The 25,669-nt window shown below is 73.1% G+C and carries 29 protein-coding genes and 1 pseudogene; 14 read left to right on the top strand and 16 right to left on the bottom strand.

The genetic code is table 11. The features are described from left to right. Positions 1–42 precede the first annotated feature (42 nt). On the top strand, positions 43–1,002 hold the full coding sequence (locus BUS84_RS20775; protein WP_074314881.1) for an asparaginase: 960 nt from the start codon (positions 43–45) through the stop codon (positions 1,000–1,002). Between the two features lie 54 nt (positions 1,003–1,056). On the opposite strand, the gene BUS84_RS20770 is transcribed toward BUS84_RS20775, so the two are convergent. After that, complete coding sequence (locus BUS84_RS20770; protein WP_208869703.1) at positions 1,057–1,854, bottom strand: alpha/beta fold hydrolase; 798 nt, start codon at positions 1,852–1,854, stop codon at positions 1,057–1,059. A gap of 113 nt (positions 1,855–1,967) precedes the next feature. Between BUS84_RS20770 and BUS84_RS20765 the strand changes: the two genes are divergently transcribed. The 5 genes from BUS84_RS20765 to BUS84_RS20745 all read left to right on the top strand — a co-directional run bounded on the left by BUS84_RS20765 (position 1,968) and on the right by BUS84_RS20745 (position 5,299). Beyond that, complete coding sequence (locus BUS84_RS20765; RefSeq protein ID WP_074314878.1) at positions 1,968–2,600, top strand: helix-turn-helix domain-containing protein; 633 nt, start codon at positions 1,968–1,970, stop codon at positions 2,598–2,600. Next, on the top strand, positions 2,597–3,280 hold the full coding sequence (locus BUS84_RS20760) for a hypothetical protein (protein ID WP_074314876.1): 684 nt from the start codon (positions 2,597–2,599) through the stop codon (positions 3,278–3,280). The genes BUS84_RS20765 and BUS84_RS20760 overlap by 4 nt, the downstream gene beginning before the upstream one ends. Positions 3,281–3,351: 71 nt before the next feature. Further along, the gene (locus BUS84_RS20755) at positions 3,352–3,666 is read left to right on the top strand and encodes a DUF2516 family protein (RefSeq protein ID WP_030327754.1); all 315 of its coding nucleotides are present in this window, start codon (positions 3,352–3,354) and stop codon (positions 3,664–3,666) included. Then, entirely contained in the window at positions 3,663–4,550 is an 888-nt protein-coding gene (locus BUS84_RS20750; RefSeq protein ID WP_074314874.1) for an alpha/beta fold hydrolase, read from the top strand. Before BUS84_RS20755 ends, BUS84_RS20750 begins: the two co-directional genes overlap by 4 nt. An 11-nt stretch (positions 4,551–4,561) precedes the next feature. Next, complete coding sequence (locus BUS84_RS20745) at positions 4,562–5,299, top strand: alanyl-tRNA editing protein (protein ID WP_074314872.1); 738 nt, start codon at positions 4,562–4,564, stop codon at positions 5,297–5,299. A gap of 85 nt (positions 5,300–5,384) precedes the next feature. Here the strand turns inward: BUS84_RS20745 and BUS84_RS20740 are convergent, their stop codons facing one another. After that, positions 5,385–6,020 carry a CGNR zinc finger domain-containing protein gene (locus BUS84_RS20740; RefSeq protein ID WP_074314870.1) on the bottom strand — a complete coding sequence of 212 codons (636 nt, stop codon included), beginning with the start codon at positions 6,018–6,020 and terminating at the stop codon, positions 5,385–5,387. 70 nt (positions 6,021–6,090) lie between these two features. Here BUS84_RS20740 and BUS84_RS20735 point away from each other — a divergent pair, with 70 nt between their 5' ends. Both BUS84_RS20735 and BUS84_RS20730 read left to right on the top strand, forming a co-directional pair. Further along, complete coding sequence (locus BUS84_RS20735) at positions 6,091–6,540, top strand: VOC family protein (RefSeq protein WP_074314868.1); 450 nt, start codon at positions 6,091–6,093, stop codon at positions 6,538–6,540. Between the two features lie 335 nt (positions 6,541–6,875). Beyond that, positions 6,876–7,790: an SDR family oxidoreductase gene (locus BUS84_RS20730; protein ID WP_074314867.1), complete on the top strand. Its 915-nt coding sequence runs from the start codon at positions 6,876–6,878 to the stop codon at positions 7,788–7,790. Here the strand turns inward: BUS84_RS20730 and BUS84_RS20725 are convergent. The 5 genes from BUS84_RS20725 to BUS84_RS20705 are packed head-to-tail and all read right to left on the bottom strand — an operon-like array spanning position 7,781 to position 12,348. Beyond that, positions 7,781–8,749 carry a helix-turn-helix transcriptional regulator gene (locus BUS84_RS20725; RefSeq protein ID WP_074314866.1) on the bottom strand — a complete coding sequence of 323 codons (969 nt, stop codon included), beginning with the start codon at positions 8,747–8,749 and terminating at the stop codon, positions 7,781–7,783. The genes BUS84_RS20730 and BUS84_RS20725 overlap by 10 nt on opposite strands. A 23-nt stretch (positions 8,750–8,772) precedes the next feature. Further along, the gene (locus BUS84_RS20720; RefSeq protein ID WP_074314865.1) at positions 8,773–9,414 is read right to left on the bottom strand and encodes a response regulator; all 642 of its coding nucleotides are present in this window, start codon (positions 9,412–9,414) and stop codon (positions 8,773–8,775) included. Then, the gene (locus tag BUS84_RS20715) at positions 9,411–10,682 is read right to left on the bottom strand and encodes a sensor histidine kinase (RefSeq protein ID WP_074314864.1); all 1,272 of its coding nucleotides are present in this window, start codon (positions 10,680–10,682) and stop codon (positions 9,411–9,413) included. Before BUS84_RS20715 ends, BUS84_RS20720 begins: the two co-directional genes overlap by 4 nt. 10 nt (positions 10,683–10,692) lie before the next feature. Next, positions 10,693–11,427 carry an ABC transporter permease gene (locus BUS84_RS20710; RefSeq protein WP_074314863.1) on the bottom strand — a complete coding sequence of 245 codons (735 nt, stop codon included), beginning with the start codon at positions 11,425–11,427 and terminating at the stop codon, positions 10,693–10,695. Between the two features lie 12 nt (positions 11,428–11,439). Next, positions 11,440–12,348 carry an ABC transporter ATP-binding protein gene (locus BUS84_RS20705; RefSeq protein ID WP_074314862.1) on the bottom strand — a complete coding sequence of 303 codons (909 nt, stop codon included), beginning with the start codon at positions 12,346–12,348 and terminating at the stop codon, positions 11,440–11,442. 242 nt (positions 12,349–12,590) lie between these two features. On the opposite strand from BUS84_RS20705, the gene BUS84_RS20700 reads away from it, so the two are divergent. Both BUS84_RS20700 and BUS84_RS20695 read left to right on the top strand, forming a co-directional pair. Beyond that, entirely contained in the window at positions 12,591–13,421 is an 831-nt protein-coding gene (locus BUS84_RS20700) for an EI24 domain-containing protein (protein ID WP_074314861.1), read from the top strand. Between the two features lies 1 nt (position 13,422). Continuing rightward, the gene (locus tag BUS84_RS20695; protein ID WP_074314860.1) at positions 13,423–13,938 is read left to right on the top strand and encodes an O-acetyl-ADP-ribose deacetylase; all 516 of its coding nucleotides are present in this window, start codon (positions 13,423–13,425) and stop codon (positions 13,936–13,938) included. Positions 13,939–14,012: 74 nt separating this feature from the next. Here BUS84_RS20695 and BUS84_RS20690 read toward each other — a convergent pair whose 3' ends face one another. Both BUS84_RS20690 and BUS84_RS20685 read right to left on the bottom strand, forming a co-directional pair. Further along, positions 14,013–14,909 carry a GNAT family N-acetyltransferase gene (locus BUS84_RS20690; RefSeq protein ID WP_074314859.1) on the bottom strand — a complete coding sequence of 299 codons (897 nt, stop codon included), beginning with the start codon at positions 14,907–14,909 and terminating at the stop codon, positions 14,013–14,015. A gap of 1 nt (position 14,910) precedes the next feature. Further along, on the bottom strand, positions 14,911–15,324 hold the full coding sequence (locus tag BUS84_RS20685) for a RidA family protein (protein WP_074314858.1): 414 nt from the start codon (positions 15,322–15,324) through the stop codon (positions 14,911–14,913). A gap of 163 nt (positions 15,325–15,487) precedes the next feature. Here BUS84_RS20685 and BUS84_RS20680 point away from each other — a divergent pair, with 163 nt between their 5' ends. Then, complete coding sequence (locus BUS84_RS20680) at positions 15,488–16,177, top strand: LPXTG cell wall anchor domain-containing protein (protein ID WP_074314856.1); 690 nt, start codon at positions 15,488–15,490, stop codon at positions 16,175–16,177. A 72-nt stretch (positions 16,178–16,249) separates the two neighbouring features. Here the strand turns inward: BUS84_RS20680 and BUS84_RS20675 are convergent, their stop codons facing one another. From BUS84_RS20675 to BUS84_RS20655, 5 genes and pseudogenes are all read right to left on the bottom strand, one after another. Then, the gene (locus tag BUS84_RS20675) at positions 16,250–17,257 is read right to left on the bottom strand and encodes a LacI family DNA-binding transcriptional regulator (RefSeq protein WP_074318962.1); all 1,008 of its coding nucleotides are present in this window, start codon (positions 17,255–17,257) and stop codon (positions 16,250–16,252) included. A 20-nt stretch (positions 17,258–17,277) separates the two neighbouring features. Beyond that, a complete protein-coding gene (locus BUS84_RS20670) occupies positions 17,278–18,684 on the bottom strand; it encodes a GH1 family beta-glucosidase (RefSeq protein ID WP_074314854.1) in 1,407 nt (468 codons plus the stop codon). Further along, positions 18,681–19,514 (bottom strand): carbohydrate ABC transporter permease, encoded by an 834-nt coding sequence (locus tag BUS84_RS20665; protein WP_074314852.1) that lies wholly within the window; start codon positions 19,512–19,514, stop codon positions 18,681–18,683. Before BUS84_RS20665 ends, BUS84_RS20670 begins: the two co-directional genes overlap by 4 nt. Then, positions 19,511–19,747, bottom strand: a pseudogene (locus BUS84_RS20660) (sugar ABC transporter permease); the annotation flags it as partial. The gene BUS84_RS20665 and the pseudogene BUS84_RS20660, both read right to left, overlap by 4 nt. Positions 19,748–19,812: 65 nt before the next feature. Further along, a complete protein-coding gene (locus tag BUS84_RS20655) occupies positions 19,813–20,571 on the bottom strand; it encodes a maleylpyruvate isomerase family mycothiol-dependent enzyme (protein WP_074314850.1) in 759 nt (252 codons plus the stop codon). Positions 20,572–20,639: 68 nt separating this feature from the next. Here BUS84_RS20655 and BUS84_RS20650 point away from each other — a divergent pair, with 68 nt between their 5' ends. Next, entirely contained in the window at positions 20,640–21,722 is a 1,083-nt protein-coding gene (locus BUS84_RS20650; RefSeq protein ID WP_074314848.1) for a UDP-N-acetylmuramate dehydrogenase, read from the top strand. 16 nt (positions 21,723–21,738) lie between these two features. On the opposite strand, the gene BUS84_RS20645 is transcribed toward BUS84_RS20650, so the two are convergent. Further along, entirely contained in the window at positions 21,739–22,539 is an 801-nt protein-coding gene (locus tag BUS84_RS20645; RefSeq protein WP_074314847.1) for an SAM-dependent methyltransferase, read from the bottom strand. A 10-nt stretch (positions 22,540–22,549) separates the two neighbouring features. Beyond that, the gene (locus tag BUS84_RS20640) at positions 22,550–23,317 is read right to left on the bottom strand and encodes an SDR family oxidoreductase (protein WP_074314845.1); all 768 of its coding nucleotides are present in this window, start codon (positions 23,315–23,317) and stop codon (positions 22,550–22,552) included. A gap of 215 nt (positions 23,318–23,532) precedes the next feature. Here BUS84_RS20640 and mshA point away from each other — a divergent pair, with 215 nt between their 5' ends. Both mshA and BUS84_RS20630 read left to right on the top strand, forming a co-directional pair. Beyond that, the gene (gene mshA / locus BUS84_RS20635; RefSeq protein ID WP_074314843.1) at positions 23,533–24,897 is read left to right on the top strand and encodes a D-inositol-3-phosphate glycosyltransferase; all 1,365 of its coding nucleotides are present in this window, start codon (positions 23,533–23,535) and stop codon (positions 24,895–24,897) included. 57 nt (positions 24,898–24,954) lie between these two features. Then, a complete protein-coding gene (locus BUS84_RS20630) occupies positions 24,955–25,470 on the top strand; it encodes a type III secretion system chaperone family protein (RefSeq protein WP_074318961.1) in 516 nt (171 codons plus the stop codon). Positions 25,471–25,669: the final 199 nt, after the last annotated feature.

The following is a 25,669-nucleotide window of genomic DNA, read 5'->3' as shown; positions in this document are numbered from 1 at the left end:
CCCGCCGACGGGCACCCTCGGTCCGTCGGTACCGTCCAGCACGTGGGAAAGACGTACGAGGGCGGCGCGCCGCTCGCCGAGGTGGTCCGGTCCGGGTTCGTCGAGGGCATGCATCGCGGCTCGGTGGTGGTGCTGGACGCCGTCGGCGTGCCGGTGGCCGCCGCCGGGGACGTGACCGCACCGATCTTTCCCCGCTCGGCCAGCAAACCGCTGCAGGCGATCGGGATGCTCCGCGCCGGCCTGCCGCTGACCGACCCGGCCGACCTGGCGCTGGTGTCGGCCAGCCACGCGGGGGAGGAGTTCCACCTCGCTCGGGTCGGCGCGTTGCTGGACCGGGCCGGGCTGGACGCGTCGGCCCTGCACTGCCCGCCCGACCTGCCGGTGGGCGCGGCCGCCCGCGAGGCCGTGCTGCGCGCCGGGGGCGGCCCGACCCGGGTGCAGATGAACTGCTCCGGCAAGCACAGCGGCATGCTGCTGACCTGCCAGGCTGCCGGGTGGCCGCTGGACGGCTACTGGCGGCCGGAGCACCCGTTGCAGCAGCGGCTGCGGGCGGCCATCGAGGAGTTCACCGATGAGCAGGCGGCGGCGGTGGGAGTGGACGGCTGTGGAGCTCCGGTCCTCGCGGTGTCGCTGACCGGCCTGGCCGGGGCGTACCTCCGGCTCGTCGACGCCGAGCCCGGCTCGGTGCCGCGCGCGGTGGCCGATGCCATGCGCGCCCACCCGGAGATCGTCGGCGGCACCCGGGCCGACGACACCCGGCTGATGCGCGGCGTACCGGGCCTGCTGGCCAAGGTCGGTGCCGAGGGTGTGATCGCGGTGGGGCTGCCGGGCGTCGGCGCCGTCGCGCTGAAGATCGACGATGGGGCCGACCGGGCCAGGATGCCGGTGCTGGTCTCCGCGCTGCGCCGGCTCGGCGTGGACGCCCCGGTGCAGACCGAGTACGCCGAGGTGCCGCTCTTCGGTGGCGGCGTGCCGGTCGGCGCGGTCCGCCCGCTCTGGTGACCGTCGGCCCGCCGGCCCGGTCTGTCGCCGGGCCGGCGGGAGGAGCCGGGTGGGTCAGCTCAGGAAGTCGAGCACTGCCGCGTTGACCGGCTCGGGGCGCTCCAGCGGCAGCAGGTGCGCGGCGTCCGGCACGTCGGGCAGGCGTACCGCGCCGGGCACCTCGGCGGCGATCCGGTCGGCGAGGCGGCTGATGTCCGGCACGTCGGCGGCGCCCGCGGTGACCAGGACGGGCACCCGCAGCTCGCCGAGGCGGCCGATGGCCGGCGGCGTCAGCTCGCCCACCTCCACCGCGCCGAGCGCCTGCTCGGCGGCGAGCGCACGCTGGTCCATCTCCTGCGCGAACGCGATCAGCCCGGGGTCGACGTCGGCCGGCTGGCGACCCGGGCCGACCACCCAGAACCGCACCTCGCCGGCCGCCCCGGCGACGAAGTCGTCGGGGTCGACCTCGCCGACCAGGTCGTCCCAGAGGTCGTTGGCCTCCTCGGACCACTGGTTCCCGGAGACAGCCGTGTCGAACAGCGCGAGCGCGCTCACCCGGTCCGGGTGGGCCAGCGCGGTGTCGATGGCGACCGACCCGCCAAAGGAGCAACCCACCAGGGCGGCTCGGGGCAGGTCGAGTGCGTCCAGCAGGCCGGCCACGTCGTCGTGGTGGGCGAACGGCGTCGGAGGCAGCTCGGATTCGCCGTAGCCGCGCAGGTCCGGGACGATCACCCGGTGTCGGGCGGCGAGCGCGGACAGTTGGCCCCGCCACATCCGCCGGTCGGCGATGCCGGCGTGCAGCAGCACGACGGGCGAACCCGTGCCGGCCTCGTCGTACGCGATGACTGCTCCATTGACTGTGATCTTGTGCACGGACGGACGGTACGGAATCGCACGAGCCGCACGCAAGCAGGATGCTGAGACCTTGCTAACTCTGGCTAGCGTTTTGCTTGCAAGAGCTAGCAACGGCGGTTAGCGTCGCTGTCATGGCCACACCGAAGGACCTTCCCGACGTCGGCGGGTTCATCCGCGACCTGCGGCGCAACGCCAAGATCTCGCTGCGGCAGCTCGCCGAGCAGGCGGGGGTCAGCAACCCGTACCTCAGCCAGATCGAGCGCGGCCTGCGCAAGCCCAGCGCCGAGGTGCTCCAGCAGTTGGCCAGCGCGCTGCGGGTCTCCACTCCCGCGATGTACCTGCGCGCCGGGCTGCTCGACGACAAGGAGGGCCACGGCGTGCTCGCCGCCATCGCGGTGGACCCCGACCTGACGATGGCCCAGAAGCAGTCGCTCAGCCAGATCTACGAGACGTTCCGCCGGGAGAACACCCGGTTGGCCGAGGCCCGGGCCGCCGCCGAGGGCGCCGGCACGGACACCACCGGCGGCGCGGCCGAGGTGACCACCCCGACCGATGTCGCCGATCAGCCGGCCGACGTGGCCAACCTGGCCGCCACCGGCCCCACCACCGCGGGCGGCACCCCGACCGAGGCCGTGCTCGAGTCGGTCGCCGTCACCGAGGCGGGCACCGCTCCCGCCCCGACCAGCACCAGCACCCCCGAGAAGAAGGCCGCCGGTCCGGCGGTCCGGAAGGCCGCCGAGGCGGCCGAGGAGGAGACGTCATGACCGAGCCGAAGACCAACCGCATCCCCGCCCCGATCTACGCCGCCGCCGGCGCCGGGGAGTTGGCCCTCGAACAGCTGCGCAAGCTGCCGACCGTGGTCGGCGTCCTCGGCACCCGGGTCGTCGCCGACCTGGGCGGCCGGGCCGTGCTGACCGGCTTCGAGCTGCGTCAGAAGGCCACCGAGACGCTGCGTACCGCCAACGAGACCGCCGGCACCCTGCGCGACCGGGCCCAGGCCGAACTGGATCTGGCCAAGCTCCGCGAGTCGACCGACCTGGCCAAGCTGCGCGAGGTCGCCGACCTGGACCGGCTGCGCGCCGCCGCGACCCGCAACGCCGCCGTGGTCGTCGCTGGCGCACAGGCCGCACAGGAGCGGGCGTTCGCCGCGTACGGCGCACTGGTCGCCCGCGGTGAGCGGGTCGTCGGCGCCGGCGTGCTGGAGGCCGCCGAGACGGTCAACGCCGACATCGAGGCGACCCAGGCCGTGACGCCGGCCGCGACCCCGGTCGAGGCCACCGCCGTGGCCGAGGTGCCGACCCCGGCTGACGTGGCCGAGATCGCCGAGGCCAAGCCGGCCACCGTCAAGAAGGCAGCCCGGGCCCCGAAGGCCGCCAAGCCCGCCGCGACCCCGTCGGCGAAGCTGCCCCGGGCCACCAAGCGGACCCGTCCGGCCGCCGAGTAGTTCGTGGTGTCGACGACCCCGGCGGCGTCCTTGTCGGACGTAGTCGGGGTCGTCGACATAAGCTTGCCGGCATGGCCAACGCCGCGCCGATCTTCGCGTTCGAAGTCCGCTACGTGATCGAGCTGATCCTGCTCGTCTTCGCGCTGATCATCCAGGGTGTCGCGCTGGTGCACGCCGTCACGCAGCGCTCCGACGCCTTCCCCGCCATCGGGACGCTGCCCAAGGGTGGCTGGATCGCCATCCTGGCGGTCTGCCTGGTGCTGACCCTGCTCGGCTTCGGTCCGATCAGCCTGTTCGGACTGATCGGCATCGCCGCCGCGCTCATCTACCTGCTCGACGTCCGGGTCGGCCTGCGCGACCTGAGTGACGGCAAAGGGTTCTGGTGAGAGGCTTCCGCTGGCCACCCCCGCCGGACGGCGGGCCCCGCACCTGGGGGCCCGGCCCGGGTGGGCCGCGTACCGGTCGGCCGGCCCTGCCGGAGCCGGAGACCGAGCTGGTCGCCACCCCGCACGGCGTACGGCTGGAGCGGCTGGTCACCGGCACCGGTGATCCGGTCACCGTGTTCGCGCACGGGTTCGGCAATGGCATCGCCACCACCCGCCCGTTCGGCAGTGGGGTGACCGGCCGCAAGCTGTTCTTCCAGTTCCGTGGGCACGGCCGCTCCGACGCGCCGGCCGGGCCGTGGAGCTACCTGGACCTGGCCCGGGATCTGCGCGCCATCGCGGATCTCGGCGGGGCCAGCCGGGCGTTCGGGGCGAGCCTCGGCGCGGGGGCGCTGAGCCGGCTGCTGGCCGAGAGCCCGGAGCGCTTCGAGAAGCTGGTCTTCTTCCTGCCGGCCGTGCTCGACCAGCCGCGTGGCCCGGTCGCCCGCGAACGCCTCACGGACCTGCTGGAGGCGGTCGAGAGCGGCGACGCCTCGGCGGTCGCCGACGTGGTCTCGCTGGAGCTGCCGACGGCGGTCCGTAACACTCCGGCCGGCTGGTCGTACCTGCGGCAGCGACTCGACCAACTGCTCCGCGACGGTCTGGCCGACGGTCTGGCCACCCTGCCGGAGCAGGCGCCGCTGCGCGACGCCACCGCCCTGTCGGCGGTCACCGCGCCAGCGCTGGTGATCGGCTGCGCGGGCGACGACCTGCACCCGGTCGAGGTCGCCGAGCAGCTCGCCGCCGCGCTGCCCCAGGCCACCCTGCACGTGTACGACCGGCCCGGCGTGCTCTGGACGGAACGCGCCGATCTGCGAGAGCGCATCTCCGGCTTCCTCAACGAGTAACGTCCCCTGCCATGGGCGTCACACAGCATGGCCGGACTCACCGGCTAGACCTCGCCGACCCGACCCTGCGCGAATGGACCTGCACGGTCCTGCACGCCGACCCGGAGCAGGGCATCGTGCTCGACCGCTCGGCGTTCTACCCGGGCGGCGGCGGGCAGCCACCGGACCACGGCGTGCTGCTCTGGCAGGGCGTACAGACGCGGATCGTGGGCACCCGCAAGGGCGACGACCCGTATCTGATCCCCGCCGAGGGTGACCCGCTGCCGCCGGCCGGCACCGAGGTCGTCGGCGCGGTGGAGGACGAGCGCCGCACCCGTCTGATGCGCACCCACTCCGGGCTGCACGTGCTCTGCGGGGTGGTGTTCCGCGACTTCGGCGCGCTCGTCACCGGCAACTCGATGGAGCCGGGCGAGGCCCGGATGGACTTCAACCTCCCCGAGGTGCCGGCCGACTTCAAGAGCCGGATCGAGGAATTGGTCAACGCCGAGGTGTCCGCCGACCGCTCGGTCGCCGTCCGGGTGCTGCCGCGCACCGAGGCGTTGGCCCTGCCGGACATCATCCGTACCCAGTCCAACCTCATCCCCCCGGACGAGCAGGAGGTCCGGATCGTCGACATCGTCGGCCTGGACGTGCAGGCCGACGGCGGCACCCACGTCGCGTCCACCGCCCAGATCGGCAAGGTGCAGGTGGTCAAGGTGGAGAGCAAGGGCCGGGCCAACCGCCGGGTGCGCGTCCGCCTGGCGGACTGAGCGGCGCTGTCGCCTGGCGGACTGAGCGGCGCTGTCGCTTGGCGGACTGAGCGGCGCTGTCGCCTGGCGGACTGACCACCAAGGCTCAGTCCGCCGGGTCGGCGTCTCGGCGGGAACGCAGCGACCGGACCTTGTGCCGGTTGCCGCAGCGCTCCATGGAGCACCAGCGGCGTCGTCCCGGGCGTGAGGTGTCCACGAACACCAGGTAGCAGTTGTGCGCGCCGCACTCCCGGATCCGGTCGGCGTACGGTCCGGTGAACAGGTCGACCGCGTCCCGGGCGATGCTCGCGAGGGCCTGCCGCCCGCTCGCCGGGAGCCTCCAGTGTCGCGTCCCGTCGGGGTTGAGCTGAGGGGCCAGCGGCGCATCGGCCGCCGCCTCGTTCAGGGCGTCGAGGTCGGCGGGCGTCGCGTCGAAGTCGCCGGGTGTGCTGGCCGGTGGCCGGGTGCCGGTGCGGGCGCAGACCAGCCGCCACAGCGCGTCCCGCAGCCGCCGGCCGGCGGCCAGCTCCGCGGGGCTGACGTCGACCTGGGCCGGGTCCAAGCGCAGCCGGGACCGCGCCAGCCAGTCGGCGAGATCCGCCGGACGGCGCAGCACCTCGTAGCGGGCGCCGATGCCGGGCCCGCCGGTGGTGAGGAACTCCAGGCAGAGCGCGCCAGGGTCGAAGAGGAAGCGGGCCCCTTGCAGGGACACCAGGGTGATTCCACTTGCGACGTCGGTCATGTAACCACTATAAACGGTTACAGGAGTGATCCGCACAACGCGGGTCGCCGGTGAAGGTGAGGGGACCCCCATGGCCCTGGCATGGAAGCTCGTCGTCGACTGCGCGGAGCCGATCGCGCTGGCCCGGTTCTGGGCGGATGCCCTCGGCTACGAGATCGAGGACAACAGCGCCCTCATCGACCAGTTGGTGGCGGCCGGCAGGGTCGGGCCGGAGGCCTACGTCGAGATCGACGGGCGGCGGGCCTTTCGGGAGCTGGCGGCGATCCGCCACCCGGAGGACCCGGTCCAGCCGGTCAGCGGCATCGGTCTCGGTCGCCGGCTGCTGTTCCAGGCCGTGCCGGAGCCCAAGCAGGTCAAGAACCGGCTGCACATCGACCTGCACGCCGGCCCGGAGGCGCGGCAGGCGACCGTGCAGCGGCTGGTCGGGCTCGGCGCCACCGTGCTGCGCGAGGTCGCCGAGCGGGGGAGCGTGCACACCACCATGGCCGACCCGGAGGGCAACGAATTCGACGTGCAGTGACACCCGGCCGGGGTCGGGCGGACGGACCCGAGTGTGGCCCTGTAGAGCTGCCCCAGATCCGGGGCATGGCACGGGTGGGTCGCCGCCCGTGCTGTGCGGCCTGTGCGGTGCGGCCTGTGCGGTGCGGCCTGTGCGGTGCGGCCTGTGCGGTGCGGCCTGTGCGGTGCCGCCTGTGCGGTGCCGCCCGTGCGGTGCCGCCTGTCCGTGCCGCTGTTGATGCGCCGCCCCGGAAATGGGGCAGCTCGACAGGGCCGTGCGGATGCTCACCCGCCGCTTGCCAGCTGGTCCATGAATTCGGACGGCAGCTGTCAGGTATTGCTGACAGCCTCACAGACATGACGCAACCGCTGACAGGAAAGATCGCGCTCGTCGCCGGCGCTACCCGGGGTGCCGGGCGGCAACTCGCCGTCCAGCTCGGTGCCGCCGGGGCCACCGTGTACGCCACCGGCCGCAGCAGCCGCGCCGGCCGTTCCGAGATGGACCGGCCGGAGACCATCGAGGAGACCGCCGAGCTGGTCACCGCCGCTGGCGGCGTCGGCATCCCGGTCCGGGTCGACCACCTGGTGCCCGAGCAGGTCCGCGGCCTGGTCGCCCGGATCGACGCCGAACAGGGCCGCCTCGACGTGCTGGTCAACGACATCTGGGGCGGCGACCCGCTGGTCACCTGGGAGAAGCCGGTCTGGGAGCAGCCACTGGACGCGGGGTTCCGCACCCTGCGGCTGGCCGTCGACACGCACATCATCACCAGCCACTTCGCGCTGCCGTTGCTGATCCGCAAGCCCGGCGGCCTGGTGGTGGAGATCGGCGACGGCACCAAGGCGTACAACGACGAGAACTACCGGCTGTCGGTCTTCTACGACCTGGCCAAGACGTCGGTCAACCGGATCGCCTTCAGTCAGGCGCACGAGCTGAAGCCGCACGGCGGCACCGCCGTCGCGCTCACCCCCGGCTGGATCCGCTCCGAGGCCATGCTGGAGCACTTCGGCGTGACCGAGGAGAACTGGCGCGACGGAGCGGCCACCGACCCGCACTTCCTCATCTCGGAGACCCCGGCCTTCGTCGGACGAGCGGTGGCCGCGCTCGCCGCGGACGAGGAGAAGGCCCGCTGGACCGGCATGTCCGTCGACGCCGGCACGCTGGCCAAGGTGTACGGGTTCACCGATCTCGACGGCAGCCAGCCGGAAGCCTTCCGGTACATCGTCGAGGTGGTCGACGCCGGTAAGCCGGCGGACGTCACGGGCTACCGGTAGAGCGCGCGGAACCGGTCGGCCGCCTCGGCGAACAGCTCCCGCAGCTCGGGTGGATCGAGAATCTCCACCTCGGGGCCGAGTCCGAGCAGTTGGTGGTACGCCACTTTGACGGATTCGACCGGCAGCGTGGTCGCCACCCATCCCTGCCCGTCGGGCTGGGTGGCGGCGGCGACCACCTCCTCGTACACGAAGGGGGCGTCCACCAGGTGCCGGAGCTGGCACAGGCCGGCCGGGCTGAGCCGGACGGTCACCTCGGCGCGCAGCATGGTCCGCAGGAACGACCCGGCCTGCTCGCGCCAGTACCCGGCCAGGTCGAAGTCCTCGTCCCGCGCGAAGCTCTCCTCACCCACCTCGACCCCGGTCACCCGGTCCACCCGGTAGGTGCGCGTGTCGTCGCCGACCCGTCCGACCAGGTACCAGACCCCGCTCTTGAGCACCAGCCCGTACGGCCGTATCCGGCGGGTCACCTCCCGGTCGCCGCGCCGGTAGCGCAGCTGCACCACCCGGTCCCGCCAGACCGCCCGGGCCAGTTCGGCCAGCGACGGCGGCGGTTCGGTCTCCCGGAACCAGCCCGGCACGTCCAGGTGGAACCGTTGCCCGGCGCGGGCCGGGGCGTCCCGCAGGGCGGGCGGCAGCGCGGCGAGGACCTTGAGTTCGGCGGCGGCGACCGCGTCGGCAAGCCCCATGTCGCCGGCCGGCCCGGGCAGGCCGGCGAGGAAGAGCGCCTCCGCCTCGTCCCGGGTCAGCCCGGTCAGCCGGGTGCGGTAGCCGCCGAGCAGCCGGTACCCGCCCGCTCGCCCCCGGTCGGCGTAGACCGGCACCCCGGCGGCGGAGAGCGCCAGCACGTCCCGGTAGACGGTCCGCTCGGAGACCTCCAGCTCCCGCGCCAGCTCGCCCGCGGTCATCGACCCGCGCGCCTGCAACAGCAACAGCAGCGAGATCAGTCGGGAGGCACGCACCCGCCCATCCTGCCCGGCCCCACTCACCGGCCGCCGGGCGTCAGCAGCCCCCGGTCGTACGCGGTGGCGACCGCGGCGGCCCGGTCGTTGACCCCGAGCTTGGCGTAGACGTGCAGCAGGTGCGTCTTGACGGTGGCCTCGCTGATGAACAGCCGGGCGGCCGCCTCCCGGTTGGAAGCGCCCCGAGCCACCAGGGTGAGCACCTCCAGCTCACGCTGGCTGAGCGGTTCCTCGGCCGGGGCGCGCAGCCGGCCCATCAGCCGGCCGGCCACGCTCGGCGAGAGTACGGACTCGCCTCGGGCGGCGGCTCGCACCGCCCGCACCAGATCCTCGCGCGGCGCGTCCTTGAGCAGGTAGCCGGTGGCGCCGGCCTCGATCGCCGGCAGCACGTCCGCGTCCGTGTCATAGGTGGTGAGCACCAGTACCCGGGAGGCGCTGCCGGCGCGGGCCAGTCGGCCGATGGCCGTCACCCCGTCCATCCCGGGCATCCGCAGGTCCATCAGCACCACATCGGGGCGCAGCGTCGCGGTCAGAGCCAGCGCCTCGGCCCCGTCCGCGGCCTCACCGACCACCTCGAAGTCGGGGTCGCCGGTGAACATGCCGCGCAGCCCGTCCCGCACCACCGGGTGGTCGTCGACGATCAGCAGCCGCACCGGAACGTTCAACCGACACCTCCGGGAAGCGCGGGGACGGACGCCGACACGGCGGTGCCGCAGCCCGGTTCGGACTCGACCGCCAGCCGGCCCCCGACCCGGGTCACCCGCTGGCGCATCGCGATCAGACCGTACCCGCCGTCGGGTTCCCGGGATGTCGGCTGGCCGCCGACATCGAAGCCCGCCCCGTCGTCGCGGACGTCCAGGGTGACGACGTCCGCCATGTACGACAGGGTCAGTCCGACCCGGGACGCCTTGGCGTGCCGGGCCACGTTGGCCAGCGCCTCCTGCGCGGCCCGCAGCAGGGTCACCTCGATCTCCGGGTGCAGCGGACGGGCCGTGCCGGTGGTGGCCACCTCCGCCCGCACCCCGTGCATTGCCGTCCACCGCCCGCCCAGGTCCGCGAGGGCGTCCGGCAGCCGGGCGGTCTCCAGCGGTTCCGGGCGGACCGCCCGCACCGAGCGGCGGGCCTCGGTGAGGCTCTCCCGGGCGAGGGCGAGGGCGTTGTCCACGTGCCGGCGCCAGTCGTCCGAGCGGTCCCGGGTCTGCTCGGCCGCCTCCAGCTGGGTGATGATGCCGGTCAGCCCCTGCGCCAGCGTGTCGTGGATCTCCCGCGCCATCCGCTGGCGCTCGTCCAGCACACCGGCCTCGCGGGCCTGGGTGAGCAGTTGGGCGTGCAGCTCCGCGTTCTCCCTGGCCCTGTCGGCCAGCTTCCGGTTCGCCTGGGCCAGCTCCTCCACCAGCAGCTTGCGGTTGGCGTTCTGCCGCTCGGTGACCGTGCCGAACCAGCTCACCGCGCCGGCCGCCCCGGCGTTGAACAGCACCAGCACCGACCAGAGCAGCCAGTGTGCCGCTGAGGAGGGTGGGCCCGCGCTCTGCGCGGTGGCGACCAGCAAGCCGGTCACGGCCACCCCGGCGAACCGCCACCGGCCCGGAAGCACGAGGAACGCGTGCACGAAGCCGACCCAGGCGAAGAAGCCGTACCACGGGCTGGCCACCACCAGCACAGCGCTGGAGGCGAGCAGCCCGAGGTAGTAGACCGCCATCAGCGCCCGTCGGGTGATCCACTGCGGGTGCAGGGTAATGAACCAGGCGACCCAGCAGCCGGCCGCCACGGCGACGGCCAGGGTCGGCGGAAACGGCAGGCTGCCCGGTGCCGGCGCGAAGCGGGCCAGCACCGTCCCGACGAGCAGCCCGACATAGGGCACAACCCGGTAGAGGCTCGCCTCGCGCGCCTCCCACACGGCCAGCCGGTCGACCTGTTCGGCGGTGCTGGTCATCGGTCTCCGATCACTTCCAGCGGAAGAGTTTTGCCGCGGCGGCACCGGCTCCCAGCGCGACCACCGCCATTATCGCCAGGTGCAGCGGCTGCGGCGGGGTGCCGGTCCAGGCGTCCAGCAGCGCCTGCACGCCGGGTGGCGTGTAGTCGCCGATCCGGGCGAGGAACTCCGGGAGCAGGAACCGGGGCAGGTAGACCCCGCCGAAGAACATCACGACCATGAAGAGCGGCACCGCCAGGGCCTGGGCCGCCTTCGCCGTCCGGGCGACCGCGGCGACCAGCAGGCCCAGCGCCAGTAGGGCCGCCGTGCCCAGGACGAAGGCGGCGGCGAAGCCGACCGGGTGCCGGGGCAGCGGCACCTCGAACGCCAGCCGAGCGACCAGGACGAGCAGCAGCGCGCTGGCCAGAATCCCGGCCAGGGCCAGCACCAGCTGGGCGGCGAGCAGCGCCGCGGGGCTCGCCGGGGTGGTCGCCAGCCGGCGCAGCACACCGCGTTCCCGGTAGGTGCCGAGCACGGCGGGCAGGATGTTCACCCCGACCATCGCCAGCGTGACCACCAGCAGCGACGGGGCGAAGTAGCTGACGAAGGTCTGCCCGTCGAAGTTCGGGTCTGGTTTCCGGAGCGCGGGGATCAGCCCGAGCACCACCAGGATCAGGGTGGGCAGCCCGATGGTGGAGAGCAGCGTCGGCAGGTCCCGTAGGTAGAGCCGCGCTTCGATCCTCAGGATCTGACGGAAGGCGCGCATGCTGGCTCCATCTCAGTCGGTGGGCCGGTGCCCGGTCAGCTCGACGAAGGCGTCGTCGAGGGTGGACTGCTCCAGCCGCAGGTCGGCGGCGATGATCTGGTGGCGGGCGAGCACCGAGGTGACCGCGTGCAGCAGCTCGCCGGTGCCGGTCACCAGCATGTTGCCGCCGGTACGGGTCACCCCGCTGACCTCGGGCAGGCCGGTCAGCAGGTCGTCGGCCAGTGGCGCGGACGGCCGGAATCGGACCCGCTGCTCCGGGACCACCCTGGACACCAGGCCGGCGGGACTGTCCAGCGCGACGACCCGACCTCGGTCGATCACCGCGACCCGGTCGCAGAGCCGCTCGGCCTCCTCCATGAAATGGGTGACCAGCACGATCGTCACCCCGGTGTCCCGCACCCGTTCGATGAGGCCCCAGGTCTCCCGTCGAGCCTGCGGGTCCAGCCCCGTGGTCAGCTCGTCCAGGATGGCGATCTTCGGGTTGCCGACCAGCGCCAGCGCGATGGAGAGCCGCTGCTTCTGGCCACCGGAGAGCTTCTTGTACGGCGTCTTCCGCTTGTCGCCGAGGCCCAACTCGTCGATCAGCCGGGCCGGGTCGGCCGGGTCCCGGTAGAAGGACGCGTAGAGCTCCAGCGCCTCGGCGACCCGGAGCCGGTCGGGCAGTTGGCTCTCTTGGAGCTGCACCCCCACCTGCTGGCGGAGACGGGTCGCGTCCCGGCGGGGGTCGAGCCCGAGGACCGACACCCCGCCCCCGTCGGGGACGCGGAGCCCGGCGACACATTCCACCGTGGTGGTCTTGCCGGCCCCGTTCGGACCGAGTACCCCGAAGATCTCCCCGGCCGACACCGTGAACGACACGTCGTCCACGGCCGTCAGGTCGCCGTACCGCTTGTGCAGACTGGTCACCTCAATGACCGGCATCCCGCCACCCTCCGCCGTCGTACCTGTGCCTCACCAGCCTCGCGGCGGCGGCCCGGCGGCGGATCAACCAGCCGTTGCTGATCTTTCGTGGCGGCGGCTGACCCCGCCGCTCCACCAACCGGTTGATGTGCAAGGAAGGGACCGCTGTCAACGCCTCCGGTAGAGCAGGGAACCCCTATTGACGCCCTGGCGTCACCGCGCCGCCCGGCGGCCGTTCGCACTGATCGCTAGGCTGCTCGATCGTGGACGCCAGCAGAATCGCCAGCCCGGTGACCGGGGCCGTCGGACGCTTCTTCGCCGGGGCCACGTTGCTCCTGCGCGGTCTCGGCCTCTACGTGCGCAGCCCGAAACTGATGCTGCTCGGCATCGTGCCCGCGTTGATCTCCGGTGCGCTCTTCGTGGCCGCGTTCGCCACCCTGGTGTACTTCGTGGACGACATCGCCGCCCTGGTCACCCCGTTCGCCGACGACTGGTCGACCACCGTCCGCAACCTGGTCCGGGTGATCGCCGGGCTGGCCTTCCTGGGCCTCGGCGGCCTACTCGCGGTGGTCAGCTTCACCGCCGTCACCCTGGTCATCGGCGACCCGTTCTACGAGCAGATCTCGGAGCGGGTGGAGGCGCGGTACGGCGGCACCCCGGGTGCGGTGGAGGTCTCCTTCTGGTCGTCGCTGCGTCGCAGCCTCGCGGATTCGGTACGCCTGGTGGCCCTCACGGCGCTGGTCGGCATTCCGCTCTTCGCCGCCGGCTTCATCCCGGTGCTCGGTCAGACCGTCGTTCCGGTGATCGGGGCGGCGGTGGGTGGCTGGTTCCTCGTCCTGGAGTTGGTCGGGGCGCCCTTCTACCGGCGCGGCATGCGGTTGCCCGACCGTCGGTCGGTGCTGAAGGCGGACCGACCCATGGCGCTCGGCTTCGGCGTGGCGGTCTTCGTCTGTTTCCTGATCCCGCTCGGCGCGGTACTGATCATGCCGGCCGCGGTCGCCGGTGCCACCCTGCTGGCCCGCCGATCCCTCGGCCAGCCCATCGACGAACGGGTGCCCGTGCCGCCGGCCGGCCAGCCCGTTGAGGGCCGCTGACATGCGGATCAACGTGGTCGAGGGCGACATCACCGCGCAGCGGGTGGACGCGATCGTGAACGCCGCGAACTCGTCCCTGCTCGGCGGCCGCGGGGTGGACGGTGCGATTCACCGGCGTGGCGGGCCGGCCATCCTGGCCGAGTGCCGGGCGGTGCGTGCATCGCGGTACCCGGACGGCCTGCCGACCGGGCAGGCGGTGGCGACCACGGCCGGAGACCTGCCGGCCCGCTGGGTGATCCACACCGTCGGACCGGTCTGGTCGGCCACCGAGGACCGCTCGGCGCTGTTGCGCGACTGCTACGCCAACAGCCTCCGGGTGGCGGACGAGCTGGGTGCAGGCACCGTGGCGTACCCGCTGATCTCCGCCGGCATCTACGGCTGGCCGGTGGATGACGCGGTCCGCCAGGCGCTGTCGGTGCTGCGCTCGGCCGAGCCGGCCGCCGTCACCGAGGCCCGCCTGGTGCTCTTCGGCGCCGACACCCACGCCATCGCGCGCCAGGTCCTCGACGCCGGCTGACAGCTCGACGCCGGCTGACAGCTCGACGCCGGGCTGACAGCTCGACGCCGGCTGACCAGCTCGACGTTCGTTGATCAGGCCAGCTCGGCCAGGCAGGACCACTGGGTCGCGACCGGCCGGTAGCCGAGCCGGGCGTTGATCGCCAGCATCGGCGCGTTCGCCTCGTCGTTCGAGGTGTACGCGACGCGGACGCCGCCGGCGGCGGCCCGGTGCAGCGCCGCCGTCTTGGCCAGCCGGGCCAGCCCTCGGCCCCGGTACGCCGGGACGGTGCCGGTGTAGTCCGACCACATCCGGTCCCCGTCCCGCTTCACCAGGCTGAACGCGGCCACCTCACCGTCGATCTCGGCGGCGGTGCTGGCCGCCTTGTCCAGGCCGAGGTTCTCCCAGACGTCGTACTGCCAGCTCGGGTAGCTGACCGCGTCGACCGGCACGTCACCGGGTTCGTCCACCGCCGAGGCGACGTTCGCCGCGTACAGCAGGCGCGGGTCCAGTTCGGCGATGGGACGCAGCCGTACGCCCGGCGGGGGCTCGGGCAGCGCGGGCGCCGGATCGAGGTCGAGCGCTGAGTAGCGCAGCTCGCGGCTGGGCTCGAAGCCGTGCCGCCGGGCGAACGGCAACGCGTCCGGCTGCGCCCAGGCGCGCAGCCGGCGGATCCCCAGCGAGGTGAGGTGATCGGTGGCGGTCGTCAGCAGCGCGGTGCCGATTCCGCGCCGCCGGTGCTCCGGGCGGACGTGCAGCAGTGCGATGTCACCGGCGTCCGCCGTCGAGGTCGAGCCGTTGCGCTGGGCCGACACCCAGCCGACCACCTGGGCGTCCACCTCGGCCACGAAGGCGGTCCAGCCCTCCTCCGGTGGCGGTTCGGCGATCATCTTGCGGGTCGAGTCCACCCCGCGCACCAGGTACGGGTAGACCATCGCCCGCAGTGCAACCACGGCCGGGGCATCGTCGGGCTGTGCGACACGAATCCGCATGTCAGGCCGCCATCCGGACGGCGGCGACGGCCTCGACCTCGACGAGCTGGTCGGTGTAGCCGAGCATGGCCACCCCCAGCAGGGTGCTGGGCGGGTCGTGGTCGCCGAAGAAGTCCCGGACCACCTCCCAGACCGTCACCAGGTCCGCCTGCCGTGCCGACGCCACGTAGACGGTGGTCTTGACCACGTCGGTCAGCCGGGCGTCGGCGGCCCCGAGGGCGGTCTCCAGGTTCGCCATCACCTCCCGGGCCTGCGCCGCGTGGTCGCCCGGCGCGACGGTCCGCCCCTCCGCGTCGAGCGGGCACGCGCCGGCGGTGAACACCAGTCGGGCGGGTGGTTCGACGGTGGCCGTGTACGCGTAGTCGGCGACATCGGCGAGATCGGGCACGTGCAGCAGCGCGACGGGATTCGGCATGCCGGCGAGGCTAACGACGATCGGGTGCCCGGGCGACGGATTAACGCTCCGTTGAACCTCTCCCTTCAGTACCGAATAGGCGAAAACCCACTAAACGTCGCAAATCGCCCTACCTCCTTGTCGGTTGGAAGGCGACCGATCGCCGTCAAGAGCAGGGGGAATTGTGAGAGAAGGACTCGTCAAACTCATCGCCACCGGTGCCGCAGCCGGAGCGTTCCTGGTCGGGGCGGCGGGTGTGGCCCAGGCTCAGCCGACCGATCCGACCCAGCCGCCGCCCCAGGTCAGCACCATCGACATCAACCCCGGCAACGTCCCCACGACCGCGGCCGCGTTCACCCAGAAGTGCGCCCCGAACCTCGGCGGCGGGCCGTTCCCGGACCGGGACGTGTGGGTGTTCAACCTGCCGGGCAACCCGGAGCCCACGGGTCAGTTCGTCACGGTCACCGGCACCTGGAGCATCCCGAACGACGGCACCGTGACCCGGACCATCCCCACCGACGGCGGGGCGATCGTCAACGACATGGGCACCAGCAAGGCGTGGATCCGGCTGCCCGCCGGCTGGACGCTGACCGACGCCACCGCGGTGATCACCGGTACGGCGAAGTTCTTCGTGCTGACCCACACCTGTGCGGCGGGAACCCGGCCGACCACGCCGCCGCCCACCACCCAGCCGCCGACCAGCCCGCCGCCCACGACCACCGCGCCGCCAACGGCCAAGCCGACGAAGAGCGAGTTGCCGGTCACCGGCACGTCGGCGGGCAGCCTGCTGCCCATGGCCGTCCTCGGCCTGGGCGCGGTGGCGCTCGGTGCCACGTTCATCGCCGTACGCCGTCGGCGGGACGCGGAGGGCTGATCACCAGCACGCAGCGGACACGGACCCTCCGGCCGTGTCCCCGGGGCCCTCCTCGTCGAGGAGGGCCCCGGGCTACGCCGAGTCGCGCAGGATCAGCTCGGTGGGGAGCATGACCGCCGGCTCGATGGTCTCGCCAGCGGCCAGCCGGAGCAGCTGCCGGGTCATCCGCCGGCCGATCTCCACGATCGGCTGCCGGACGGTGGTCAGCGGCGGCTCGGTGTACGCGGCGGTCTCGATGTCGTCGAAGCCGACCACCGCGACATCCTCCGGCACCCGCCGGCCGGCCTCGCGCAGCGTCCGCAGGGCGGCGTGCGCCATCAGGTCGGAGGCGGCGAAGACCGCGTCCAGGTCGGGGTGCTCGGTGAGCAGCCGCCGCATCGCCGCCGCACCGGACTCTCGGGTGAAGTCCCCGATCGCGACCAGCTCGGGCAGCCCGGCGGCGGCAACCGTGGTGCGGTAGCCGGTGAGCCGTTCGATCCCGGCGACCATGTCCTGGGGCCCGGCGATGGTGGCGATCCGCCGGCGACCGCTGTCCAACAGGTGCTGGACGGCCGCGGTCACCCCGCCGACGTGGTCGACGTCGACGTACGGCACGGGCACGTCTCCGAGCGGCCGACCGCTGCACACCACGGGGATGCCGAGCCGGGCGAGCGTGCCGGGCAGCGGGTCGGCGCCGTGCAGGGAGGCGAAGAGCACCCCGTCGACGTGCCGTCCGGTGGTGAACCGCTCGACCCGGTGGTGCCCGGCTGGTGAGCCGGCCAGCATCAGCACCAGCTGCTTGTCGGCCGCCTCCAGCTCCTGGCTGACCCCGCGGATGATGCCGGGGAAGACCTGGTCGTCGGAGAAGACCCGGGTGGCCGCCTCCGGCATGACCAGAGCGATCGAGTCGGTGCGTTGGGTGACCAGGCTGCGGGCGGCCAGGTTGGGCACGTACCCCAGCTCGGCGACCGCCCGGTTGACCGCCTCGCGGATGGGCTGGGCGACGGTGGTGGAGCCGTTGACCACGCGGGAGACGGTGGCCCGGGACACCCCGGCCCGCGCCGCCACCGCCTCGAGCGTCGGCCGTTGCGCCGTCGTCATCGCGACTTCCCCCCGCTCGTTCACAGCCCGTTCCGGGAGATCACCTCCTGGTACCACCGGGCGCTGGCCTTCGGTGTGCGCCGCTGGGTCAGGTAGTCGACGTGCACGATCCCGAACCGCTTGCGGTAGCCCTCCGCCCACTCGAAGTTGTCCAGGAACGACCATACGAGATAGCCGCGCAGGTCCACGCCCCGGGAGATCGCCTCGTGCGCGGCCCGCAGGTGTCCGTCGAGGTAGGCGATCCGGTCGGTGTCGATCACCTGCCCCGGCCCGTCGGGCGACTCGGCGCCCGGCTTGTCGGGAAACGCGGCGCCGTTCTCGGTGATCAGCAGCGGCATGCCCGGGTAGTCGGTGGCGATCCGCTCCAGTAGCCGGGTCAGCCCGGCCGGCTCGATCATCCAACCCATGTCGGTGAGTGGCCCGGCCGCTGGCAGGAACTGCACGGCCCCCTCGGTGCCCGGGTACGCGCCGTCGCCGGCACCGTCGGGACGGCCGGCGACGTAACTGGGGGCGTAGTAGTTGATCCCGAGCAGGTCGATCGGGGCGGCGATCAGCTTCTCGTCGCCGTCCCGGATGAACGTCGGCTCGACGATGCGCGCCACGTGCTCCCGTACGTCGTCCGGGTAGCCGCCGGCCAGCAGCGGGTCGAGGAAGATCCGGTTGTGCAGGCCGTCGACCAGGCGGACCGCGGCGGCGTCGGCCGCGCTCTGCGGATCGGCCGGCCGCACGTCGGCGGGGTTGAGGGTAATGCCCACGTTGCGCGCGCCGGCCGCCCGCAGCGCCCGCGCCGCCAGGCCGTGCCCGAGCAGCAGATGGTGTACGGCGGTGAAGGCCGCCGCCGGGTCCTGCTCGCCGGGCGCGTGCACTCCGTTGCCGTAGCCGAGGTACGCCGAGCACCAGGGCTCGTTGAGCGTGGTCCAGACGTCCACCCGGTCGCCGAGGCGGGCGTACACCGCCGTGGCGTACGTGGCGAAGTGCTCGGCGGTCTCCCGGTTGGTCCAGCCGCCCCGGTCGCCCAACGTCTGCGGCAGGTCCCAGTGGTAGAGGGTGACGATCGGGTCGATCCCCCGGTCGAGCAGCGTGTCGGTGAGCCGGTCGTAGAAGTCCAGCCCGCGCGGATTGGCCGGGCCCGTGCCGTCCGGCTGGATCCGCGGCCAGGCGACCGAGAAACGGTACGCCCGCAGCCCCAACTCGGCCATCAGCGCCACGTCGTCGGCGCACCGGTGGTAGTGGTCGCAGGCGACGTCGCCGGTGTGGCCCTGGTACACCTTGCCCGGCGTGCGGCTGAAGGTGTCCCAGATGGACGGGCCGCGTCCGTCGTCGCGGGCCGCGCCCTCGATCTGGTACGCGGCGGTGGCCGCTCCCCAGAGGAAGTGCTCGGGAAACTGGAGGTCACCCGCGCCGTGCCTGTTGGTTCGCTCGCTCACGCCTTGACCGCACCTTCCATGATCCCACCGATGATCTGCCGGCCGAACAGCACGAAGACCAGCAGCAGGGGCAGCGTCGCGATGGCCGTCCCGGTTAACACCTGCGACATGTCCTGGTAGTACCCGTCCGACAGCGCCCGCAGGGAGAGCTGCACGGTCGGGTTCGCCGGGTCGTTCAGAACAGCGTACGGCCACAGGAAGTCGTTCCAGGTTGTCATGAACGTGAGCAGGCCGAGCACGGCGGCGGCCGGGCGCAGCGCGGGCAGCACCACGTGCCAGAAGATCCGGGCGGTGCCGCAGCCGTCCATTCGTGCGGCCTCGATCAGCTCGTCGCTGACCGCCTGGCCGGCGTACTGCCGCATCATGAACACGCCGAACCCGGTGACCAGCGCCGGCACGATCACCGCCGGCAGCCGGTCGTTCCAGTGCAGCCGGGTCATCAGCATGTACAGCGGGATCACACCGAGCTGCGTCGGCACCATCATGGTCGCGATGACCACGAGCAGCAGCGCGTTGCGGCCGCGGAACCGCAGCTTCGCGAAGGCGAAGCCGGCCAGGCTGGCGAAGAACACCACGGAGACGGTCACCGTGCCGGCCACGATCGTCGAGTTGATCAGGCCGGTCAGGAAGTACGCGTCGGTGTTGTCGAACAGTCGGGAGATGTTGGCACCCAGGTTGCCGCCGGGCGTGATCGGCGGCGGCAGCTGACCCATCGCGTCGCTGGACCGGCTGGCCACCACGAACATCCACCAGATCGGGAAGAGCGACATCCCGGCGGCGACCACCAGGGCCAGGTAGGTGAGCGGGCTGGCCCGCCAGAGCCGGCTCATCGGGTCGCTCCCTTCCTGGCGTCCGATCCGCCGCCCAGCCGGCGCAGGACCAGTACGTTGACCACCGCGACGATGGCGATGAGCGCGAAGAGCAGCCAGGCCATCGCCGAGCCGTACCCGAAGTTGTAGTGCGGGGCGAAGGCGTTCTCGAACATGTACATGGTCACTGTCTGTGATTCGCGGAGCGGTCCGCCCCGGATCGTGCCGGAATGGAACAGCCGGGGCTCGGTGAGCGGAGGGCGCCACCCCGTGGGGGTGACGCCCTCCTCGTTTCGTCCCGGGCCGGCCCGGGCGGCGGTCAGCGGGTGCGCAGGCCGTCGAGCAGGTTGCGGTCGCCGGCGACGTCCAGCGTCTCGAAGCTGATCCGGCCCCAGAGCGCCAGCAGCAGATCGCTCGCGGTGCCGCTGACCTGCGCCCGGGCGTGGTGGTCGTCGTGGTCGAAGATGGTCGCGGTGTCGAGCAGCGCCACCCCCTCCCCGCGCAGCCGCAGATACCACTCCTGCGCCGCGTCGGTCGCGGAGAGCTGCACCACGCCGCGCCACTCGCCCGGGTCCCGCCGTCGGCCCGCGGGCAGCCAGGTGTCCAGCACCTCGCTCACCCCATCGGCGGCGAGCTTCGCCTCCACCGGCTCACCGGCGGCGATGGCGAGTTGGGCGTCCCAGCGGTGCACCGCCGTCTCGTGCGCCATCCGGCGCGGCCAGAAACCGGCCTTCTTCGGCTGCGGGGCCCAGTTCCACGCCGGGGCCTCCGCGTCGAGCCCGTCGAAGAGGGTCATCAGCTGGTCGTACCCCTGCTGCCAGAGCTGGAGGGCGTTTTGGCCCGGGTCCGCCTCGATCCGCTCCCGGCGGGCCGGCGCGGTGGTCAGGCCGGAGCCGACAAATGAGGAAACCCAGTGGTAGATGCCGGCGAGGTGCAGAGTGAGATCGTTGACCGTCCAGCCCGGACAGGACAGCACCGGTGTCTCCGGCGGTGCTTCGGCCACCGCCGAGGCGAAGGCCGGTCCCTCCGTCCGGAGCGCTCCGATCCAGAAATCTTTGCTGCCCTGCAGTCTGCTCATCGCCATCCTCCCGGGGGTGCCGGGCCACCAGTGGGTGCCACGGCTGCCCCCAGCCTAAGGTGAGAGACGTGTCAGACGCCTACGCCCAACCGACAACCGAAGCCGATCGTGCCATCCCTGGTCCGCTGGCCAGCTACACCACGCTGCGGATGGGTGGGCCGGCCGGGCGGATCGTGGCCGCGGGCAGTGCCGACGAGATCGTCCGGGCCATTCGGGCCACGGACGACCCGCTCCTGATCCTGGCCGGCGGCAGCAACGTGGTGATCGGCGACGCCGGCTTCCCCGGAACGGTCGTCCTGGTGCGCTCCCGAGGCCTGCGGATCGTCGCCGAGGACGCTGATTCGGTCACGGTACGGGTCGAGGCCGGCGAGCCGTGGGACGACCTCGTCGCCGCGACGGTGGCCAACGGCTGGGCCGGGCTGGAGTGCCTCTCCGGCATCCCCGGCTCGACCGGTGCCACCCCGATCCAGAACGTCGGCGCGTACGGCCAGGAGGTCTCCGAGACCATCACCGGGGTCGAGGTGTACGACCGGGCCGAGGACAGCCGCCAGTTCATCCCCGCCGCCGACTGCGAGTTCGCCTACCGGGGCAGCATCTTCAAGTACCGGGATCGGATGGTGGTGCTCTCCGTCGACTTCCGGCTCGCCCGGTCCCCGCTCTCCGGCCCGGTGCGCTACGCCGAACTGGCGCGGGCGCTCGGCGTCGAGGTGGGCGAGCGGGTGTCGCTGGCCGATGCCCGAGCGACGGTGCTGCGGCTGCGCGCCGGCAAGGGCATGGTGCTCGACGCCACCGACCCGGACACTCGCTCGGTCGGCTCCTTCTTCACCAACCCGGTGCTCGACCGGGCGACGTACGAGCTGCTCCGCGAGCGCGCCGCCGAGTTGGGCGAGCCGCCGGCCTGGCCCGGCCACGACGACACGGTCAAGGTGAGCGCGGCCTGGCTGATCGACAAGGCCGGGTTCACCAAGGGGCACCCCGGCCCGGACGGCGTGGCGATCTCCGGCAAGCACACCCTGGCCCTCACCAACCGCAGCGGCACGGCCAGTACGGCCGACCTGCTCACCCTCGCTGCCGACATCCGCGACACCGTGCAGACCCGCTTCGGCGTGACCCTCCACCCCGAACCCGTGCTGATCAACTGCATCCTCTGACCCCGGCCCCGCCTGGTCAGGTGCGGGGGGCGACGCTGGGCCAGGGGAGGGTCAGTTCGCCGTGGCGCCAGCGGTGCGGGCGGTCCAGGACGGGCCAGCCGCTGTCCCTGAGGTGGGTCACGGCGCGCAGCCAGCGTTGACGAGGGCCGAAGGTGGCGTACGGGGCGGCGGCCTGCCAGGCACCCTCCAGCGCCCGGATCAGGTCGTGCACCGGCTCGCCGGGGACGTTGCGGTGGATCAGCGCCTTGGGTAGCCGCTCGGCCAGCTCGGCGGGGCTGCCCAGGGTGGTGAGTTTCGCGGCCAGGGTCAGCGTCCGCGGGCCGCCGGCGTCGATCAGCAGCCAGCCCGCGAGGCGGCCCAGCTCATCGCAGGTGCCCTCGACGAGCACCCCGCCGGGGGCGAGGGCGGCGGTCATCGTCCGCCAGGCGCCCGGCACCTCGCGCTCGTCGTACTGGCGCAGCACGTTGAACGCGCGGACCAGCACCGGCCGGAGCCCGGCCAGCTCGAATCCGCCCCGGGCGAAGGTCAGCCCGGGCGGATCGGCGGCCGGCATCGCGGCTGCCACCCGGGCCGGGTCGATCTCCAGCCCGACCAGCCGTACGTCCCGGCGGACCCCGGCGGCCAGCCGGGCCCGCAGCTCGACCGCGGTCACCGGGGTGGCGCCGTAGCCGAGGTCGACCACCAGGGGATCGGACGCCGCCAGCAGCCGGTCGGCGCAGGTGGAGACGATCCAGTTGTCCACTCGGCGGAGTCGGTTGGGGTTGGTCGTGCCCCGGGTGACCACGCCGAGCGGCCGCCGCCGCGCCGCCCCGCTCACTCCTCGCGCTTCACTGCCCGACCCGGTGCACCTTGTGCTGGGCGGCCTGCGCCCGGGGCCGGACCACCAGCCGGTCCACGTTGACGTGCTCGGGGCGGGTGGCGCACCAGGCGATGCAGTCCGCCACGTCCTCGGCGACCAGTGGCCCGGGCACGCCGGCGTAGACGGCGGCGGCCCGATCCGCGTCGCCGTCGAAGCGGACCAGCCCGAACTCGTCGGTCTTCACCATGCCCGGGTCGATCTCGATCACCCGCAGCGGTCGCCCGCACAGCTCCAGCCGGAGCGTGCCGGCGATGGCGGTCTGCGCGTGCTTCGCGGCGGCGTAGCCGCCCCCGCCCTCGTACACGGTCAGGCCGGCGGTGGAGGAGACCACCACGATCGTGCCCGCGCCGGACGCCTCCAGCGCCGGCAGCAGCGCCTGGGTCACCCGCAGCGTGCCGAGCACGTTCACGTCGTACATCCACTGCCAGTCGTCGATCGAACCGGACTCCACCGGGTCCAGCCCGCGCGCGCCGCCGGCGTTGTTGACCAGCAGCGTCACCGGCCCCGGTGCCCGCGCGGCGGCCTCGACCAGCCCGGCCACCGACTCGTCCGAGGTGACGTCGCAGGTCACCGCGGTGGCCTGCCCACCGGCGGCGGTGATCTCGGCGACCAGATCGGCGAGCCGGTCGGCGCGGCGGGCGGCGGCGAGCACGTGGAAACCCTCGGCGGCGAGCCGGCGGGCGGTGGCCGCGCCGATCCCGCTGGAGGCTCCGGTCACGATGGCGACAGAGGTCATCCCGTCATTGTCACCCCGGCCCTCCGACCCGGTCCGGGCGGGCGTGGCGGCCGTCGCAGGCGGGCAAGAGGGTGGGCGGTAATGAGGTCCGTCACGCCGGGGGCCCGCGCCGACGAATTTCCGTAGGCCGATGGGGAAGATGAGATCCGGCGTACAGGTTGACCGAGAAGCGCCGGTCGTGCGAGACGGCATTAACCGTGACAGAAGGAGCGGACGTGGCGGAACTGCACACCGGCGTCGGTCGTCAGCGAGGTGCCCGACCCTGGCCCCGGCCCCGCCGCATCGCCACCCTGTCGGTGCACACCTCGCCGCTGCACCAGCCCGGCACGGGTGACGCAGGCGGGATGAACGTCTACATCCTGGAGGTCGCCCGGCGGCTCGCCGAGGCCAACGTCGAGGTGGAGATCTTCACCCGCGCCACCTCCGGCGACCTGCCCCCGGTGGTCGAGATGGCACCCGGCGTGCAGGTCCGGCACATCACCTCCGGCCCGCTGGAGGGGCTGACCAAGGAAGAGCTGCCCGGCCAGCTCTGCGCCTTCACCGCCGGGGTGCTGCGCGCCGAGGCGTCCCGCCCGCCCGGGCACTACGACCTGATCCACTCCCACTACTGGCTCTCCGGCCAGGTCGGCTGGCTGGCCAAGGAGCGCTGGGGGGTGCCGCTGGTGCACACCGCGCACACCCTGGCGAAGGTCAAGAACGCCCAGCTCGCGGCCGGTGACCGGCCGGAGCCCAAGGCCCGGGTGATCGGCGAGGAGCAGGTGGTCGCCGAGGCGGACCGGCTGGTCGCCAACACGCGGGTGGAGGCCCGCGACCTCGTCGAGCGGTACGACGCCGACCCCAACCAGGTCGCCGTCGTGCAGCCGGGCGTCGACCTGGACCGGTTCCGGCCGGCGCCGGGTGACCGGTCCGCGGCCGCCCGGGCCGCCCGCGAGCGGCTGGGGCTGCCGGTCGACGGGTACGTGGTGGCCTTCGTCGGTCGGATCCAGCCGCTCAAGGCGCCCGATGTGCTGATCCGCGCGGTCGCCGCGCTGCGTGAGCGCGATCCGGCGCTGGCCGACCAGGTGACCGTGGCGATCTGCGGTGGGCCCAGCGGCAGCGGGCTGGACCGGCCGACCGCGCTCATCGAGCTGGCCGCCACGCTCGGGGTCACCGACCGGGTGCGCTTCCTGCCGCCGCTCACCGGGGACGACCTGCCGGCCCTGTACCGGGCCGCCGACCTGGTCGCGGTGCCGTCGCACAACGAATCCTTCGGGCTGGTCGCCCTGGAGGCGCAGGCCTGCGGTACGCCGGTGCTCGCCGCCGCCGTCGGCGGGCTGGTCACCGCCGTGCGGGACCAGGTCAGCGGGGTGCTGATCGACGGGCACGACCCGGCGGACTGGGCCCTCGCGCTGGCCCGCCTGCTGCCGGATCAGGCCCGGCGGGCGGCGCTGGCCCGAGGCGCCGAGCAGCACGCGCGGCACTTCTCCTGGGACCGCACCGTCGCCGGCCTGCTCGCCGTCTACGGGGAGGCGACCGCCGCGCACCGCGCCCGCCTCGTCGCCGACCTCGCGGGCAACCCGGCGCTCTCCTGCTCCTGGTGACCGGAGGCGTTGGTCGCCACCCGGTGCTCCGGCCGGGCCGGTCGTAGAGTGGGTCCGGTGAGCCCGAGGAGCGATCTTGCGACCCTGATCGAGTCGGTCTGTGCCGAGCGCGAGCTGGCCTGCGAGTCGACCGGACCGGGCTCGTACGCGGTGACCCTGCCGGGCATCCACAAGCTCAAGACGGTCTGCAACCTGATCGTCGGCGAGCACGCGCTGCGGATCGAGGCGTTCGTGATGCGCCAGCCGGACGAGCGGCGTGAGGCGCTGTGGGCCTGGCTGTTGCAGCGCAACGCCCGGATGTACGGGGTCTCCTTCTCCACCGACGCGGTCGGCGACGTGTACCTGACCGGGCGGGTCAACCCGGCCGGGGTGGACGCCGACGAGCTGGACCGGCTCCTCGGTGCGGTGCTCACGTACGCCGACGAGTCCTTCGACACCATGCTGGAGATCGGCTTCGGCAGCTCCATCCGCCGGGAGTACGAGTGGCGGGTCAAGCGCGGCGAGTCGACCGCCAACCTGGCCGCCTTCGCGCACCTCTTCGAGCCCTCCGGCTCCGGCCCTGACCCGGCCTGACCGCCCGTCGCACCTCGGCCTGACCGCAGCGCCACGAGGCGGGTTGCCGGCTGGTGGTTCGGAGCGATCCTGACGGGTATGCCGCACCGCGCGGTGCGGCAAGGGACCCCCGCGCGCCGAGGACGGAGTGTCGAGGAGCGTGAGCGTCCCATGGCTCAGCGGAACAGCTCAGGTCGCGGCGGGACTGCGACCAGGACGA

This window comes from Micromonospora cremea (genome assembly GCF_900143515.1).
In the GTDB taxonomy this organism is placed as follows: Bacteria; Actinomycetota; Actinomycetes; order Mycobacteriales; family Micromonosporaceae; genus Micromonospora; species Micromonospora cremea.
This window is presented reverse-complemented; position numbering and strand designations above follow the sequence as displayed.

Coding starts and splice junctions, on each gene's coding strand:
- BUS84_RS20655 (WP_074314850.1), bottom strand. CDS start 20,571: ATGAGCAGACTGCAGGGCAGCAAAGATTTCTGGATCGGAGCGCTCCGG.
- BUS84_RS20715 (WP_074314864.1), bottom strand. CDS start 10,682: ATGACCAGCACCGCCGAACAGGTCGACCGGCTGGCCGTGTGGGAGGCG.
- BUS84_RS20690 (WP_074314859.1), bottom strand. CDS start 14,909: ATGCGGATTCGTGTCGCACAGCCCGACGATGCCCCGGCCGTGGTTGCA.
- BUS84_RS20735 (WP_074314868.1), top strand. CDS start 6,091: ATGGCCCTGGCATGGAAGCTCGTCGTCGACTGCGCGGAGCCGATCGCG.
- BUS84_RS20740 (WP_074314870.1), bottom strand. CDS start 6,020: ATGACCGACGTCGCAAGTGGAATCACCCTGGTGTCCCTGCAAGGGGCC.
- BUS84_RS20685 (WP_074314858.1), bottom strand. CDS start 15,324: ATGCCGAATCCCGTCGCGCTGCTGCACGTGCCCGATCTCGCCGATGTC.
- BUS84_RS20695 (WP_074314860.1), top strand. CDS start 13,423: ATGCGGATCAACGTGGTCGAGGGCGACATCACCGCGCAGCGGGTGGAC.
- BUS84_RS20675 (WP_074318962.1), bottom strand. CDS start 17,257: ATGACGACGGCGCAACGGCCGACGCTCGAGGCGGTGGCGGCGCGGGCC.
- BUS84_RS20640 (WP_074314845.1), bottom strand. CDS start 23,317: ATGACCTCTGTCGCCATCGTGACCGGAGCCTCCAGCGGGATCGGCGCG.
- BUS84_RS20765 (WP_074314878.1), top strand. CDS start 1,968: ATGGCCACACCGAAGGACCTTCCCGACGTCGGCGGGTTCATCCGCGAC.
- BUS84_RS20730 (WP_074314867.1), top strand. CDS start 6,876: ATGACGCAACCGCTGACAGGAAAGATCGCGCTCGTCGCCGGCGCTACC.
- BUS84_RS20705 (WP_074314862.1), bottom strand. CDS start 12,348: ATGCCGGTCATTGAGGTGACCAGTCTGCACAAGCGGTACGGCGACCTG.
- BUS84_RS20665 (WP_074314852.1), bottom strand. CDS start 19,514: ATGAGCCGGCTCTGGCGGGCCAGCCCGCTCACCTACCTGGCCCTGGTG.
- BUS84_RS20755 (WP_030327754.1), top strand. CDS start 3,352: ATGGCCAACGCCGCGCCGATCTTCGCGTTCGAAGTCCGCTACGTGATC.
- BUS84_RS20760 (WP_074314876.1), top strand. CDS start 2,597: ATGACCGAGCCGAAGACCAACCGCATCCCCGCCCCGATCTACGCCGCC.
- BUS84_RS20710 (WP_074314863.1), bottom strand. CDS start 11,427: ATGCGCGCCTTCCGTCAGATCCTGAGGATCGAAGCGCGGCTCTACCTA.
- BUS84_RS20745 (WP_074314872.1), top strand. CDS start 4,562: ATGGGCGTCACACAGCATGGCCGGACTCACCGGCTAGACCTCGCCGAC.